Genomic DNA, 14,401 nt, shown 5'->3' on the forward strand with positions numbered 1-14,401 from the left:
GGTCACTCGCCCGCCGGATCGCAGGCCCGCCACAGCCGCGTCCCGAAGGGGGAGAGCCTCACCGTGTGCCGCACGAACGTCGGTCTCCTCGCCGTCCGCGCAGCCTCGACGACGACCTCGTCGGCCACGAGCACCTCGTACTGCGTGTCGAACGCGCTGTCCTCCGGCCCGAGGTCGGCAAGACCGAGTTCGACGAGCCTGGTGACGTAGACGGGAACGTGGTCGGCCAACGTGACACCCGCTGACCTGCCCACGGTGGAGGCGTTGCGCAACACGATCCGGCCCGTGCCGCCGAGAAGCGTGCGCTCGGCGACGTCGAGGGCGGGAAACGGCGTGCCGTCGGCAAGGGCGGCGAGGAGCCGGGCCTCGTCGGGCACGAGCGAACGCAGGATCGTTTCATAGAGCCGGAAGGTGGCATCGTCGCGGCTGAGCTCGGCCGATTCGGCGAGCAGCCCGGCCATCCGCGTGCGCAACGGGTCCGGACCACCGGCGGTGGGCGGCTCGGGACGGGAACGCGGGTCCTGGCCGTCCTCGGCGCCGGGTAGCAGCCTCGCCAGCTCGTAACTCGTGCGAGTGGCGCGGGCGGCCATCCTGCCTATACCCCGTACCAGGTGTCGTGTCGCCACGCCCTGATGCTACTGCGGTATGTCACTCCTTCGAGTGGTCTCGATCGCCCGAGTCGAACCCCCAGCGTTCGAGTGCCGCGCGAATGAAGTCCGCACCGATCCGGTTCGCCGCCGCGACGTTGCCCTCCGGCCGCACGGGAACCTCACCGAGCGACTCCACCACGCGGTCCTGCTCGGCCGAAGGATGCTTCCAGTACTCCCCACAACCGGAGGGACACGGCAGTTCGACGGTGCGGAGGACACCGTGCTGCGGCTGCTCCCACGACAGGACCCCCGCCCCCTCGCACAGGGGGCAGTCGTCACTTCGGAACCTGGCCGAGTCCTCCACAGTTCCCACAGGGGTCCTTCCGGTTGGGGGCGAGCCCGGATCCGAGGCAGCGCGGGCAGTTCACCATGTCGAAGTTCATCGTGCATCGTCCCCTCACGTTCACGGAAGCGAACACGACCATATTCGCGTGATCGGAGCACGTGTGCGGCCGGAATCGCACAATCCCCCGTTCGCCTCGGCGGGTTGGCCCGTTCGTCAGGCCGCCAACCACTCCTTTGCAGCAGCGATCCCGTCCACGGTGATCTGGTGTCCCCCGCTGTGCCAGTGCTCGGTGACGTCACAGCCCCGTTCCCGCAACGCGGCCGCGAGCTCCTGAGCAGGTACGAGGGGGGCCATCGGGTCACGCCGCCCGTTCGCCATGAGCACCCGCGTGCCCGACAGGTCGTGGCGCGGTGGTTCCGGCACCGGCAGCATCGCCGCGAACAACACCGCTTCGGTGAGTACGTCGGGCCGCAGCAACACCGCGGCCGCCGCGATGTTCGCCCCGTTGGAGAAGCCCGCCACCACCAGCCGCCGGCCACCGAGCTCGTAGCGCTCACGCGCCTCGGTCACGAAATCGGCCAGCTGGCCCGCCCGTAACACGACGTCCTCGGTGTCGAAGACACCCTCCGCGTGCCTGCGAAACCACCGGGCCGCTCCGTGCTCGGACACCGGACCCGCGGGGGCGAGCATCGGCGAGGCCGGACACAGCTCCTTGCCCAGCGACAGGATGTCGGCGGGACTTCCGCCCGTTCCGTGCAGCAACAACAGCACGGGAGCCGAGGGACTGCCCTCGACGAACTCGTGGTCGAACGTCAACTCGCTCATGCGCTCACCGGATTGTTCTCACTGGGCAGGTCGAGCTTCGGCAGCGTGGCCTCGATCTGCTGCCGGTCGGGTTCCAGCCACGGCGGCAGCTTCAACGCCCTGCCCAGTTCGAGCAGCGGCTCGTCGACAGCGAAGCCCGGCTGGTCCGTGGCGATCTCCAGCAGGGTGCCGCCGGGCTCACGGAAGTAGATCGAGCGGAAGTACTGGCGGTCCATGATCGAGGTGACACCCACGCCACGCTCGATCAGTTCTTCCCGCCACGCGGACTGGGTGTCCTCGTCGGGGGCCCGCCAGGCCACGTGGTGCACGGTCCCCGCCGCCACCAGGCCTCGCGGGGCCTCCGGAGTCACGAGGACGTCCACGGTGGCTCCGGGACCGCCCTCACCCGCGACGAAGCGGAACCGGTTGCGCTCCTCGTTCGAGAAGCTCAGCCCGAGCCCCTCGGTGAGCATGCCCGCCGTCGCGTCCTCCCGGTTCACCGACAACGTGACCGAGTGCAGCCCCCGGATCGCGTGTTCGGCGGGGACCGCAGGGGTGTCCCACGGATCGCGAGGGTCGCCCTGCGGGTGAGCCACGAGCGCGAGCTGCAGACCGTCCGGGTCGCGAAACAACAGAGCGTCCTCGTCGTCCCGGTTGATCACCTGGCTCGTCGCCACGCCGGCGGCCTCCAGGTGCCGCTGCCACCAGCCGACGGAGTGTTCCGGCACCGAGAACGACACCGTGGTGGCCTGGCCGGTGCCGATACGCCCGCGCGGCGCGTCACGCCAGGGGAAGAACGTCAGGAGTGTGCCGGGCCTGCCGGACTCGTCACCGTAGTAGAGGTGGTAGGTGCCCGGGTCGTCGAAGTTCACGGTGGTCTTCACGAGCCGGAGCCCGAGCGTGCGCAGGTAGAAGTCGGCGTTGCGCTGGGGGTCGCCACCTATCGCGGTGACATGGTGCAGTCCGCTGGTCCGAAACGGCATGGCTCCTCCTCACCCGGCGGGTACCTCCTACGCTGTCCCCATAAACTCTTGCTGGAAAGATATTTCCTCCGAAAGCAGTTGCGTATACTCACCTTCATGCCCCCCTCACCCGACGACGACGAACTGGTGAACTGGTGGGGTCTCGTGAGCGAGGGCTACCTCGCCACCCAGAGCCGACTCATGAACGAGGTCGCCGAGCGGTTCGGCCTCGCTCCCGCCTCCTTCGACGTGCTGCTCCGGTTGGCGCGCTCCCCCGAACATCGCCTGCCGATGACACGGCTGGCCCGGGATGCGGCACTGTCCAGCGGGGGGTTCACCAAGGTCGCCGACCGGCTGTGCGCGACCGGCCTGATCCGCCGAGCGCCCAGCAGCGAAGACAGGCGGGTCACGTACGCCTGCCTGACCGAGCACGGCGCCGACGTGGCCCGGCAGGCCCGCACAGCTTGCGCCGAGGCGCTTCGCCGCCTGGTGCTCCACCCTCTGGGCCACGACGCGTCGAAGGCCCTCGCCGAGGCCATGCGCACGCTGCGGGACAACGCGAAAGAGTGAGCATCCGCGCGGACACAATTCGGCACTCGCGTCAATCACTCCTCGGAGTGAGCATCCTCGAAAAGGTGTCACCCTTATTCTCGGAATCCGTGAAAGACGCGCGATTTCTCGGAAAATCACACTGCCCGAACAGGCGAAGTGATGTGCAACACTGCCATTTTCCCGCTTACCGCTGGTGTCTGCCGGGTAGCAGGGAGTGAGGCATTTTCGCCTCGGCTACACGCCCTGTGTTTTCGAGAAAGGACAACCCATGCGCAGTGTTCGTCGCGGTCTGGTGGCGACCGCCCTTGCTTTCCCGCTCGCGCTCGGCTTCGCCGGGGTCGCCGGAGCCGCGGAGGGTGAGAGCAGCGTGGACTCGGCCTCCTTCGAGGCAAGCTTCGCCGCCGCCGGCCCGGAGGGCGCCTTCGCCGGCGAGGTCTCGGCCGAGGCTCTGCACGCCGAGTTCGAGAAGAACGGCAAGGACGACGACAAGAAGCACGACGACAACGGCGACAAGCGCGACGGCGACACCCGCCACGACTACGACAAGGGCAAGGACAAGGACAAGGACCGCGACAAGGACCGCGAGAAGGAGAACGGCGAGAGCGGTGAGCTCGACTTCGCCGAGTTCTCGGAAAGCGGTGCTTTCGCCGGCCCCGAGGGTGCCTTCGCGTTCGAGATCGAGTCGGCCGCGTTCCACGCCGAGAAGAACTGAACCCGGTCCGAGCCTCCTCTGACAGATGCCCCGGGAGCCCACTCCCGGGGCGTCTTCACGTGTGCGGCCGGCCAAGGACCTCACCCAACAGCGACGGCCGAACGCCGGGAGACCGGCAGCGCTCCCGTAACCGCGGAACAACTGCGCTGGAAAACACCCATCCGATGCCGTGAGGTACCCAGGAAAGCGGAGTCGGATCGACGGCCGCGTTTCCTGTGACTCGTTACCTCACAGCGGTGAAGTGAGCTGATCCAATGGCTCCGCGCCGCTTAGCGCCTTCGCGCCCGGGTAGCAAAGACGTCGAGGCATTCCGCCTCTGTTACACGCCTTGTATCCCGGAGAAAGGAACATCTCATGCGCAGTGTTCGTCGTGGATTGGTGGCGGCCGCCCTTGCTTTCCCGCTCGCGCTCGGCTTCGCCGGCGTGGCTGGGGCCGCGGAGAAGGGTGAAGGCAGCGTGGACTGGGCCTCCTACGAGGCGAGCTTCGCCGCCGCTGGTCCCGAGGGCGCCGCCGCTGGCGAGGTCGCGAGCGAGGCTCTGCACGCCGAGTTCGAGAAGAACGGCGACGACAAGGACCGCGACAAGGACAAGGACAAGGACAAGGAGAACGGCCACAACGGCGACAACGGCGACAACGGCGAGAAGGAAGTGAGCTACGCCGAGTTCGAGGCCAGCGGTGCCGCCGCCGGCTTCAAGGGCGCCATCGCCGGGGAGATCGAAGCGTCGGCTCTCCACGTCGAGAAGGGCTGACCTAGGTCTGCCGCCCTCCTGACAGGTGCCCCGGGAGTCCGCTCCCGGGGCACCTTCACGTGTGCGACTGGTTGAGCACGTCGTCGAAGAAACCGAGCAGCGCTGGCCAGACGCCGGGGATGAGCAGCACTCCGAGGACCGCGAAAACGGGGAAGAGGAACGCCGTTTCGACCTTGGTGCCGGTGCGGAACCGGAGCTGTTTCGGCGGGCGCAGTTCGTACCACGTCTCACCGGCGATCGGAATGGGGAACAGGAAAGGACACCCCGATTCGGTGAGCGCGTCGCCGAGACAGTGCGTGAAGCAGCCGAGCGCCACCGCGATGCCGAGCAGGCCGGCCACCGAGTCGAGTTGCGCCAGCGCGTCCGGGCTGTTCTCCACCACCCACCACACGATGGCCCCGCAGGCCACAGGCAGCAGCCAGTCGCCGAGGGCGTCCTCGGCGAGTAGCAGCCCGAACACCACGACGCCGACGACGACCCACGGTCCCCCCGCCACGGTTCCCCACGCCGCGGCACCTCCGAGCAGCAACGCGAACAGCAACGTGTGCGAAAGGTGCCGGTGACTGCCCTTCTTCCGTTCGTCCCTCGGCCCCTTCGTCACCTTGTAGAGCGCTGCCGAGGCGTTGCGCAGCAGCCACGACAGGCTCTTGGTCACCGGCCCCAGAAGTTTCGACGCCCGTGCACCCGGATGATCCAGGTCGGGCAACAGCGCGTAGCCCGCGGTCGTCGCGGCGAACACGAGCGCCTGCGAAAGCGTGGTGATACCCACCACGGGCGCTGCCGCCAGGCCGGCGCACCAGCCGGTCAACGCATGGGTGCGACCCATCATGGGAGTCGAGAACCTTCCAGCCGTCGTAGGGAACGTGGTCGAACATCGGTGCGAACAGTCTCCCCGATCGACCACGCGTAGTGATCAACACCCCCGCGACGGACGCGCTTCGTGCTCACCGACCCCTACGAAAGTCGGGAATTTCGCGCCGGACCGTCCTGATGTGAAACGTCTGTAAGTCCGCTGAGGATGATCGTTCCAAACTTCTGTGGAGGTCACCTAGTGGCAAGACAACCCTGGATGAGACGGATCGGCGTCGCCACAGCGGTGAGCGCCGTCGCGGTGCTGGGCCTGGGCGTGCCCCAGGCTTCAGGTCAGCAGCAGGAACCGCCGCCGCAGTCGGAGCCCGGTGAGGAGCTCGACCGCGAGGACCAGGTCCTGCTGGAGAAGGCAGAGAAGGCGGGCAAGTCCACCGTCACACTGCTGGTCGCGGCCGAGCGCGGGCGGACGAACGCCGCCAAGGGCGAGCTGTCCTCACTGGGCGGCAAGGTCACCGACACCGACGCGAAGCTCGACTACCTGAAGGTCACGGTTCCCATCGAACAGGCCGAACAGGCCCAGAAACTGCACTCGGTGAAGGCCGTCGACGTCGACGGGCTCATCGCCAGGGACGAGCCCGAGCCCCTGGGCGCGACCGACCCGATCCCGCAGCCCGCTCCGGACGCCGAGACTCCCAAGCAGAACCCGTACCTGCCGACGCAGGACACCAAGGCCGCCCAGTTCACGAAGCTGTTCCCGCGGTGGGACGGGCGCGGCACCACGATCGCGATCCTCGACAGCGGTGTCGACCTCGACCATCCCGCTCTGGCGAAGACCAGCACGGGCGAGCGCAAGATCGTCGACTGGTACACGGCCAACTCCCCCGACTCCGGTGACGGCACGTGGGTGGCGCTGTCGAGTCAGACCTATTCCGGCGCGTTCACCGCGGAAGGCCGGGAGTGGACCGCCCCCGAGGGTGAGCACACGTTCGGCGTGTTCTCCGAGACCGCGGGCGACCTCGGCTCCGGTGCCAGCGAGCTGGGTGGCGACGTCAACCGGGACAGCGACCGCGACGACAGCTGGGGTGTGCTGTTCGACACCGAGTCGAAGCAGGTGCGTGTCGACCTCGACGGTGACGGCGACTTCACCGACGAGAAGCCCATGCGCGACTACGCGGTCAACCACGACGTCGGTTTCTTCGGTAAGGACGACCCGGACACGGGCGTCGTCGACCGCATGGCGTTCGTCGTGCAGACCGACCAGCCCGGCTACGTCAACATCGGCCTCTCCGCGGGCGCACACGGCTCGCACGTCGCGGGCATCGCCGCCGGTAACGACCTGTTCGGCGGCAAGATGGACGGTGCGGCACCCGGCGCGAAGCTGATGTCGGTGAAGGCGTGCCTGTCCACCCCGTCGTGCACGTCGAGCGGGCTCGTGGACGGCGTCATCTACGCCGCCACCCACGGCGCCGACGTCGTCAACATCTCCATCGGCGGCCTGCCCGCCCTCAACGACGGCAACAACGCACGCGCCGAGCTGTACAACCGCATCATCGACACCTACGACGTCCAGCTGTTCATCTCGGCTGGCAACAGCGGTGCGGGCGCCAACTCCGTCGGCGACCCCTCGGTGGCCACCGACGCGCTGAGCGTCGGCTCCTACATCACCGACGACACCTGGCTCGCCAACTACGGCTCCGAATCCGCGAGCGAGGAGAGCCTCCACCCGTTCTCGTCGCGGGGTCCGCGTGAGGACGGCGGCTTCAAGCCGAACCTCATCGCGCCGGGCGCCGCCGTCGCCACCACGCCGAGGTGGCAGCCGGGCGGCCCGGTGCCGGGCACCTACGAGCTGCCCCCGGGGTACAGCATGCTGAACGGCACCTCGATGGCCGCTCCGCAGGCCACCGGCTCCGGCGCTCTGCTGGTGAGCGCGTACAAGTCGCTGTACGGCAAGCGTCCCGACCCCTCGGTGCTGCGTTCGGCGATGACCTCGACCGCCCGCTTCGTGGACGGCATCCCGGCCTACGCCCAGGGCGCGGGTCTGATCGACACGGTCAGGGCCCTCGACGTGCTCCGCAGCAGGGAACACGCCGACGTCACCACGTCGGTCGAGGTGAACACGGTGCTGTCGCACCAGCTTTCCACCCCTGACACCGGTGTCGGTATCCACGACCGGGAAGGGGTGAAGGTCGGCGAGAACTACACCCGCACCTACACCCTCACGCGGACCAGCGGCTCGAAGCACCTGGTGACCTACCGCGTCAGCTGGGTCGGCAACGACGGCACGTTCTCCTCGAAGAAGACCGTGAAGCTGCCCCTGAACAAGCCGGTGACCTTCGACGTGAAGGTCAAGCCGTCGAAGCCCGGTGCGCACTCGGCACTGCTGCGCCTCGACGACCGCCGCACCGTGGGCTACGACGTGCAGACCATGAACGTCGTGTTCGCGCCGCTCGAGTTCGCCGAGCGGGACGGCTTCACGACCGAGGCGTCCGGCACCGTCGGCCGTAACCAGGTGTCGAAGGTGTTCGTCGACGTGCCCGAGGGCACGGCGTCGCTGAAGGTCGACATGGCCGCGGGCGGCGGCGAGGGCAAGGGGCAGGTGCGGTTCGTCCGCTACGACCCGACCGGCATTCCCCTCGACTCCACCTCGTCACTGTCCTGCTACAACCCCGACGCGGGCGGCGGCTGCCCCGGTGGCACGGCCACCAGCCGCACCGTGGCCGACCCGATGCCCGGCGTGTGGGAGATCGTGGTCGAGTCGCGCCGCACCTCCGACGCGACCACCTCGCCGTGGTCGCTGTCGATGTCGGTGCAGGGTGCCTCCGTCGAACCGAACCCGGATGTGGTGCCGGAAGCCACGCTGGGTGAGGCCGTGGCTCGTGAGTACACGGTGACGAACACGCTGGGCGCCTTCACCGGCGCGCTGACCGGCACGCCTCTCGACAGCGCCCGCAAGGACCGCCCGAGCATCGGCGAGGGCGAGCAGCAGTCGTACGACGTCACGGTGCCCGAGGGCGCCACGTCGCTGACCGCCACCATCGGCTCGGTGTCCGACGGCGGCGCGGACCTCGACCTGTTCGTCTACGACTGCACGTCCGGCACCTGCCGGCTGGCCGACTACACCGCCGACGGCGACTCCGAGGAGTCGGTGACGGTGGCGAACCCGGCCGCGGGCACCTGGCGGGTCGAAATCGACGCCTACGCCGTTCCGGCGGGCACGACCGAGTACGACTACCTCGACAGCTACGCGGTCGACGGCCTCGGCAGCGTCAATGTCACCGACGAGGCCGCTGAGCGGGCCACCGGCAGCACGTGGACCGTGCCGGCCACGGTGACCGCCACGGGCGACCCCGGCGAAGGCCGGGTGCTGCGGGGCGTACTGACCGTGCGCACCACCGACGACCTGCGCGTCGGCAGCGCCGAGGTGATCGTCGAGTCGGTCAAGGGCTGACGCCCACACCACAGCGGACCAGCCGGGTGCGGCCACGCCGTGCCCGGCTGGTCTCGTTTCGCGGCCCGTGACACCGGCATTCCCCCGGCCTCCACCGGGTACCCCGCGCGCATGGCTCCTCGACTCGATCGGTACCGGGCGAAGCGGAGGCGGGGTCGCACCCCCGAGCCGCTGCCCGACGACGCGGAACCCGCTCGGGGCGAGGGCGAACGATTCGTCGTCCACGAGCACCACGCCCGCAGGCTGCACTGGGACGTGCGGCTGGAACGCGACGGTGTGCTCGTCTCCTTCGCCGTACCGAAGGGCCTGCCGGAGCAGCCCGGCACCGTGCGCCTCGCCGTCCATACCGAGGACCATCCACTCGAGTACGCCACGTTCTCCGGCGAGATCCCCAAGGGCGAGTACGGCGCGGGGCGCATGACCATCTGGGACCAGGGCAGCTACGAGACCGTCAAATGGAGCGACCGCGAGGTGTCGGTGGTGCTCCACGGCGAACGCGTGCGCGGACGGTACGTGTTCTTCCACTCCCGTGGCGACGGCGACGACAGGAACTGGAACGTCATCCGCTCCGACCCGCCGGACGATCCGGAATGGACTCCGTTGCCGCCGCTCATGAAGCCGATGCTCGCCGTCGCCGGCACCCTGCCCGCCCCGGAGGAGGACGCCGAGTACGGCTACGAGTTCAAGTGGGACGGCGTACGCGCGCTGGCCAGGGTCGAAGGGGGCAGGGCGACGTTGTTCTCCCGGCGCGGCGACGACATCAGCTCCGTCTACCCCGAGCTGCGCGGACTCGGCGAGCAGCTCGGCAGCATCCAGGCCTGGCTGGACGGTGAGATCGTGGCCCTGCGGGACGGCCGCCCCAGCTTCGCCGAGTTGCAGAGCCGGATACACGCGAACCAGCAGCGGGCACGCACGCTGTCGAGGCAGCACCCGGTCACCTACCTGGTGTTCGACCTGCTCCACCTCGAAGGCCACTCGTGCCTCACCCTGCCCTACCGGCAACGTCGGCAACTGCTGGACAAACTCGACATCGAAGGCGAGCACTGGCAGGTGTCGCCCAGCTTCCCCGGGAGTGGGAGCGACGTGGCGGAGGCCGCGGCCGAGCAGGAACTGGAGGGTGTGATCGCCAAGCGGCTCGACTCGCCGTACCAGCCCGGGGAACGCAGCGACGCCTGGGTGAAGATCAGTGATCTGCTGACGGCGGAGGTGGTGATCGGCGGGTGGCGCCCCGGCGAGGGACGGCGGTCCGGCACCTTCGGCTCGCTCATGCTCGGTCTCCCGGACGGCGAGGGACTGCGCTACGTCGGACAGGTGGGCACGGGCTTCGACGAGGACACCCTGCGCTCGCTGGCGGCCCGCCTGCGGCGGTTGGAGCGCCGTACCTCGCCGTTCACCACGCCCCTGCCCCGCCACCGGGCCACGGGAGCCCGCTGGGTGAGCCCGAAGCTCGTGGGCGAGGTGGTGTTCAAGGCGTGGACCACCGAAGGCAGGCTGCGCTTTCCCTCCTGGCGTGGGCTTCGACCGGATCGCGACCCCGAGGAGTTGGGCCGATGACCGACACCGGGCAACTCGTCGACGTCGAGGGCCGCCGCCTCCGGATGTCCCATCTGGACAAGGTTTTCTACCCGGATTCGGCCTTCACGAAGGGCCAGGTCATCGACTACTACGTCCGCGTGGCACCCGTGCTGCTGCCGCACGTGAAGGACCGGCCGCTGACGTTGAAGCGCTACCCCAACGGCGTGGAAGGCAAGTCGTTCTTCGAGAAGAACGTCTCCGGGCACGCGCCCGACTGGGTGCGCACCGTGTGCATCGAGACGCCGGGAAGCTCGCGTGGCGCGGAGAGCGCCGACTTCGCGCTCGTGCAGGATCTCCCCACGCTGGTGTGGGCGGCACACCTGGCGAGCATCGAGCTCCATGTTCCGCAGTGGACTGTCGGCCCGCGGGGTGCCAAGCGCAAGCCGGACCTGCTCGTGTTCGACCTCGATCCGGGCGCACCGGCCACGATCGTCGAGTGCTGTGAGGTGGCGTTGTGGTTACGCGACGAACTCGCCGGCGACGGGCTGACCGCGTACCCGAAGACGAGCGGGTCGAAGGGGCTGCAGCTCTACGTGCCCGTCCGGACGCGCTCCACCGAGCGCACGAGTGACTACGCCAAGCGACTGGCCGGAAAGCTGGAACGGGAACACCGGGGGCTCGTGGTCTCCCGCATGGCGAAGAACCTGCGCGGCGGCAAGGTGCTCATCGACTGGAGCCAGAACAACCCGAAGAAGACCACGGTAGCCCCGTACTCCCTGCGCGCGAGGCCGTCACCCACCGTCTCGACCCCGGTGACGTGGGACGAGGTGGAACGGTGTGCCGAGCCCTCCGACCTCGTGTTCGTGGCCGACGAGGTGCTGGACCGCGTCGACGACCTCGGCGACCTGTTCGCCCCACTGCTGGCGAAGGACCGCCCGTTGCTGTAACCCGAACATCGTGTCCGCAGCCTGTGCACGAGTGTTCGCACGCTGTGGACGAGTGTTCGCAGTCTGTGTACGCGTCCGTGGCCCGGCGATACGTGATCGCCCCGTACGGCGCGGACACGCGTACGTGAACTGCGGACACGCGTGCACAACCTGCGGACACGGCGTCAGGCCAGGGTGTCGTCGAGGAAGGCCAGCGTGCGGCCCCAGGCCAGGTCGGCCGCGTCCGGGTCGTGGAACGAGGGCGCGTCGAAGTTCGAGAACGCGTGCCCGGCGTCGTAGTGGTGCACGGCGATGTCGGGCCGGTTCGCCACGGCGGCCTCGACGGCGGCGATCTGGGCCCGCGAGATGTACTGGTCGTGGTCGCCGTAGTGGAACAGCATGGGACAGTCGATGGAGCGCGCGAGTTCGAGGTGGTCGTGCACTCCGGAGCCGTAGTAGGACACCGCGGCGTCGGGCCCTCGCCCTCCCACCCGCACGGACGTGGCGAACAGGTACGCGAGCGTTCCCCCGAGACAGAAACCGACCGCTCCCACCCGGCCCGAGCACTCCGGTTTCGCCCGCACGTGCGCGAGCAGCGCGGTCATGTCCACCACGGCGAGATCGAGGTCGAGGTGGGCCGCGAGTTCCATACCTTCCGCGAGGCCCGACTCGTCGTGGCTTTCGAATCCCGGCCGCAGCCGCCAGAACATCTCCGGAACGACGGCGAGAAAACCGTTTCCGGCGAGGCGGCGCGCGAGTTCGCGCATGTTGTCGTTGACGCCGAAGACCTCCTGGAACAGCACCACGGCGGGTGCGGGGCCCGTGTCGGGGACGGCCACGAATGCCCGAAAGGTCTGCTCCTCGGATGCTTTCTCATCGACTGTGACGTTCTCGTAACCCGTAGCGACCACCAAGCGATCATCATGGCCCGTCGGGGATGTGCCAACACACAAGCGCCCAGCATCACGTTTCCCGACGCTGCCAGAGGCGTACCCCAAGACTATGCTCGCCTCTATGCCACGGGCGGTCGACATGAAAACAGCCGAGGACCGCCTGCGTCGGATCGAGGCGGTCACGGACTCGGACCTCGCACACCTGAGCTCGGAGGAACTGCTCCAGGAGTTGCTGGACCGGGTACGGGAAGTGCTCGACACCGACACAGCGACGATCCTCCTGCTGGACGAGTCCGGCCAGTACCTCGTCGCCACCGCCTCCTCCGGGATCGAGGAGGCGGTGCGGCAGGGCGTGCGCGTGCGCGTGGGCGAGGGGTTCGCGGGCAGGATCGCCGCCCAGCGGGAGCCCTACCTCCTCAAGGAGATCAGCTCCAACACCGTGGTCAATCCGCTCCTATGGCAGAAGGGTCTCCGCACGCTCGTCGGCGTGCCGCTGCTCGCCGAGGGGAAGTTGCTCGGCATTCTCCACACCGGCACGCTGCGTGAGCGCGAGTTCGACGAGGACGAGGTCCAGTGGTTGCGGGTGGCCGCCGACCGCATCGCCGTGCACGTGTACAGCCAGCTGACCACCACCGAACGCAACGCCGCGACCGCACTGCAGCGTTCCCTGCTGCCCGCGGAGCTGCCGCAGATCTCGGGCCTCGACTTCGGCTCCCGGTACGTACCTGCCGAGAACCTCGGTATCAGCGGCGACTGGTACGACGTCTTCCCCCTGCCCTCGGGCCGGGTGTGCATGGCCATCGGCGACGTGGTGGGCCGGGGGTTGCCCGCCGCGATGGCGATGGGACGTCTTCGCACCGCCGTCCGCGCGTACGCGCTGGACAACGGCGACCCCGCCGAAGTGCTGACCAAGATCGACCGGCATGTGCGGCACTTCGAGCAGGATTTGATGGCGACGGTGGCGTACGCCATCTGGGACAGCTCGTTCGAGCGGGTGCACCTGTCCCTCGCCGGACATCTGGCGCCCGTGCTGGCGATACCGGGCGAGCCGAGCCGCCTCGTCACGGAAGCCGCCGTGGACGCTCCCATCGGGGTCAGCTCCTCCACGCAGAGCCGGCACACGGCCACGGTGGACGTGCCCTCCGGCGCGTCACTGCTCCTCTACACCGACGGACTGGTCGAGCGGCGGCACCGACCGCTGGACGACGGGCTACGGCTGCTGTGCGAAGCCGTTCGCAGTGGTCCGGCGTACCTGCTGTGCGCCGAGGTGATGAGCAAGCTCGTCGGCTCCGAAATCCCCGCCGACGACATCGCCGTGCTCGCCGTGCGGAGACAGGCTCCCGAGACACCGCGGAAGCTCGACCTGGAGATCAACGCCGTTCCGGAATCGCTGGCCGAGGTACGCTCCGAGCTGAGGCGGTGGCTGCCCAGTGTGGGCGCCTCCGAGGACGACACGGCCGACCTGCTCATAGCCGTGGGCGAGGCCGTGGCCAACTCGATCGAGCATGCGTACGGGCCCCAGGGCGGTAAGGTGGAGCTCCGGCTGGAGGCCACCGACCGCGAGGTCGAGATCGGTATCTCCGACACGGGCACGTGGCGCGCTCCGCGGGGCGCACACCGAGGGAGGGGGACGCAGCTCATGCGCCAGCTCTGCGACGAGGCCATCATCGACCACGACCAGACCGGTACACGTGTGGTGCTGCGCAAGCGGCTGTCGGAGGGCGAGTCCGCATGACGACGGCGGATGTCGAGGTCCGCTCGCAGGAGGACACGGTCGAGATCCTGCTCACCGGCGAGATCGACCTGTCGAACAGTGACGCGGTCAAGGAGAAGATCTTCGGGTCCATCGACAACCGCCTGGTCGCGGTGACGATCGACCTCGGCGGCCTGAGCTACATCGACAGCGCGGGGCTGCGGATCCTCTTCGCCCTCGCTGAGCGGCTCCGGTTGTTGCAGACCGCGTGCACCGTGATCGCTCCCGTCGGCACCCCGACTCGCCGCGTGCTGGAGATGTCGGGCATGACCGCCGTCGCGCAGGTGAAGCCCTGACCCACCGCCTCGCTTCCGGCACTGTCGGACCGCGTGGTTACTCT

At 68.8% G+C, this 14,401-nt stretch carries 14 protein-coding genes; 8 read left to right on the forward strand and 6 right to left on the reverse strand.

The features are described 5' to 3' along the window. Positions 1-2: 2 nt before the first annotated feature. The 4 genes from SACCYDRAFT_RS22420 to SACCYDRAFT_RS22435 form a co-directional block, all read right to left on the reverse strand. Positions 3-590 carry an Abi-alpha family protein gene (locus SACCYDRAFT_RS22420; protein WP_005459676.1) on the reverse strand — a complete coding sequence of 196 codons (588 nt, stop codon included), beginning with the start codon at positions 588-590 and terminating at the stop codon, positions 3-5. A 58-nt stretch (positions 591-648) separates the two neighbouring features. Beyond that, the gene (locus SACCYDRAFT_RS22425) at positions 649-963 is read right to left on the reverse strand and encodes a hypothetical protein (RefSeq protein WP_005459677.1); all 315 of its coding nucleotides are present in this window, start codon (positions 961-963) and stop codon (positions 649-651) included. A gap of 186 nt (positions 964-1,149) precedes the next feature. Continuing rightward, the gene (locus tag SACCYDRAFT_RS22430) at positions 1,150-1,761 is read right to left on the reverse strand and encodes an alpha/beta hydrolase (RefSeq protein ID WP_005459678.1); all 612 of its coding nucleotides are present in this window, start codon (positions 1,759-1,761) and stop codon (positions 1,150-1,152) included. Beyond that, the gene (locus SACCYDRAFT_RS22435; protein WP_005459681.1) at positions 1,758-2,723 is read right to left on the reverse strand and encodes a ring-cleaving dioxygenase; all 966 of its coding nucleotides are present in this window, start codon (positions 2,721-2,723) and stop codon (positions 1,758-1,760) included. The genes SACCYDRAFT_RS22430 and SACCYDRAFT_RS22435 overlap by 4 nt, the downstream gene beginning before the upstream one ends. 96 nt (positions 2,724-2,819) lie before the next feature. Here SACCYDRAFT_RS22435 and SACCYDRAFT_RS22440 point away from each other — a divergent pair, with 96 nt between their 5' ends. From SACCYDRAFT_RS22440 to SACCYDRAFT_RS22450, 3 genes are all read left to right on the forward strand, one after another. After that, positions 2,820-3,272, forward strand: coding sequence for a MarR family winged helix-turn-helix transcriptional regulator (locus SACCYDRAFT_RS22440; protein ID WP_005459682.1), 453 nt, complete (start codon positions 2,820-2,822; stop codon positions 3,270-3,272). Positions 3,273-3,522: 250 nt separating this feature from the next. Next, a complete protein-coding gene (locus tag SACCYDRAFT_RS22445; RefSeq protein ID WP_005459683.1) occupies positions 3,523-3,966 on the forward strand; it encodes a hypothetical protein in 444 nt (147 codons plus the stop codon). A 354-nt stretch (positions 3,967-4,320) separates the two neighbouring features. Continuing rightward, a complete protein-coding gene (locus SACCYDRAFT_RS22450) occupies positions 4,321-4,716 on the forward strand; it encodes a hypothetical protein (protein ID WP_005459685.1) in 396 nt (131 codons plus the stop codon). 55 nt (positions 4,717-4,771) lie between these two features. Here the strand turns inward: SACCYDRAFT_RS22450 and SACCYDRAFT_RS22455 are convergent, their stop codons facing one another. Continuing rightward, entirely contained in the window at positions 4,772-5,545 is a 774-nt protein-coding gene (locus SACCYDRAFT_RS22455; protein WP_005459686.1) for a metal-dependent hydrolase, read from the reverse strand. 240 nt (positions 5,546-5,785) lie between these two features. Between SACCYDRAFT_RS22455 and SACCYDRAFT_RS22460 the strand changes: the two genes are divergently transcribed. The 3 genes from SACCYDRAFT_RS22460 (at position 5,786) to ligD (SACCYDRAFT_RS22470) (ending at position 11,436) form a co-directional block, all read left to right on the forward strand. Further along, positions 5,786-8,974, forward strand: coding sequence for a S8 family serine peptidase (locus SACCYDRAFT_RS22460; RefSeq protein ID WP_043536810.1), 3,189 nt, complete (start codon positions 5,786-5,788; stop codon positions 8,972-8,974). A 111-nt stretch (positions 8,975-9,085) separates the two neighbouring features. Then, positions 9,086-10,528 carry a non-homologous end-joining DNA ligase gene (gene ligD / locus SACCYDRAFT_RS22465; protein ID WP_043537484.1) on the forward strand — a complete coding sequence of 481 codons (1,443 nt, stop codon included), beginning with the start codon at positions 9,086-9,088 and terminating at the stop codon, positions 10,526-10,528. Further along, positions 10,525-11,436, forward strand: a complete 912-nt coding sequence (gene ligD, locus SACCYDRAFT_RS22470; RefSeq protein WP_005459690.1) for a non-homologous end-joining DNA ligase — start codon at positions 10,525-10,527, stop codon at positions 11,434-11,436. The genes ligD (SACCYDRAFT_RS22465) and ligD (SACCYDRAFT_RS22470) overlap by 4 nt, the downstream gene beginning before the upstream one ends. Before the next feature lie 164 nt (positions 11,437-11,600). Here the strand turns inward: ligD (SACCYDRAFT_RS22470) and SACCYDRAFT_RS22475 are convergent, their stop codons facing one another. Further along, positions 11,601-12,326 carry a dienelactone hydrolase family protein gene (locus SACCYDRAFT_RS22475; RefSeq protein WP_005459691.1) on the reverse strand — a complete coding sequence of 242 codons (726 nt, stop codon included), beginning with the start codon at positions 12,324-12,326 and terminating at the stop codon, positions 11,601-11,603. Between the two features lie 103 nt (positions 12,327-12,429). Here SACCYDRAFT_RS22475 and SACCYDRAFT_RS22480 point away from each other — a divergent pair, with 103 nt between their 5' ends. Beyond that, positions 12,430-14,043, forward strand: coding sequence for an ATP-binding SpoIIE family protein phosphatase (locus SACCYDRAFT_RS22480; RefSeq protein WP_043537485.1), 1,614 nt, complete (start codon positions 12,430-12,432; stop codon positions 14,041-14,043). Then, positions 14,040-14,357: an STAS domain-containing protein gene (locus SACCYDRAFT_RS22485; protein WP_005459695.1), complete on the forward strand. Its 318-nt coding sequence runs from the start codon at positions 14,040-14,042 to the stop codon at positions 14,355-14,357. Before SACCYDRAFT_RS22480 ends, SACCYDRAFT_RS22485 begins: the two co-directional genes overlap by 4 nt. Positions 14,358-14,401: the final 44 nt, after the last annotated feature.

Origin of the sequence: Saccharomonospora cyanea NA-134 (assembly GCF_000244975.1) — a bacterium.
GTDB classification, from domain to species: domain Bacteria; phylum Actinomycetota; class Actinomycetes; order Mycobacteriales; family Pseudonocardiaceae; genus Saccharomonospora; species Saccharomonospora cyanea.

Excerpts from the sequence above, each read along its gene's own strand:
- SACCYDRAFT_RS22485 (WP_005459695.1), top strand. The coding sequence starts at position 14,040 with ATGACGACGGCGGATGTCGAGGTCCGCTCGCAGGAGGACACGGTCGAG.
- SACCYDRAFT_RS22455 (WP_005459686.1), bottom strand. The coding sequence starts at position 5,545 with ATGATGGGTCGCACCCATGCGTTGACCGGCTGGTGCGCCGGCCTGGCG.
- SACCYDRAFT_RS22450 (WP_005459685.1), top strand. The coding sequence starts at position 4,321 with ATGCGCAGTGTTCGTCGTGGATTGGTGGCGGCCGCCCTTGCTTTCCCG.
- ligD (WP_043537484.1), top strand. The coding sequence starts at position 9,086 with ATGGCTCCTCGACTCGATCGGTACCGGGCGAAGCGGAGGCGGGGTCGC.
- SACCYDRAFT_RS22435 (WP_005459681.1), bottom strand. The coding sequence starts at position 2,723 with ATGCCGTTTCGGACCAGCGGACTGCACCATGTCACCGCGATAGGTGGC.
- SACCYDRAFT_RS22445 (WP_005459683.1), top strand. The coding sequence starts at position 3,523 with ATGCGCAGTGTTCGTCGCGGTCTGGTGGCGACCGCCCTTGCTTTCCCG.
- SACCYDRAFT_RS22480 (WP_043537485.1), top strand. The coding sequence starts at position 12,430 with ATGCCACGGGCGGTCGACATGAAAACAGCCGAGGACCGCCTGCGTCGG.
- SACCYDRAFT_RS22460 (WP_043536810.1), top strand. The coding sequence starts at position 5,786 with ATGAGACGGATCGGCGTCGCCACAGCGGTGAGCGCCGTCGCGGTGCTG.
- SACCYDRAFT_RS22430 (WP_005459678.1), bottom strand. The coding sequence starts at position 1,761 with ATGAGCGAGTTGACGTTCGACCACGAGTTCGTCGAGGGCAGTCCCTCG.
- SACCYDRAFT_RS22420 (WP_005459676.1), bottom strand. The coding sequence starts at position 590 with ATGGCCGCCCGCGCCACTCGCACGAGTTACGAGCTGGCGAGGCTGCTA.
- SACCYDRAFT_RS22440 (WP_005459682.1), top strand. The coding sequence starts at position 2,820 with ATGCCCCCCTCACCCGACGACGACGAACTGGTGAACTGGTGGGGTCTC.
- ligD (WP_005459690.1), top strand. The coding sequence starts at position 10,525 with ATGACCGACACCGGGCAACTCGTCGACGTCGAGGGCCGCCGCCTCCGG.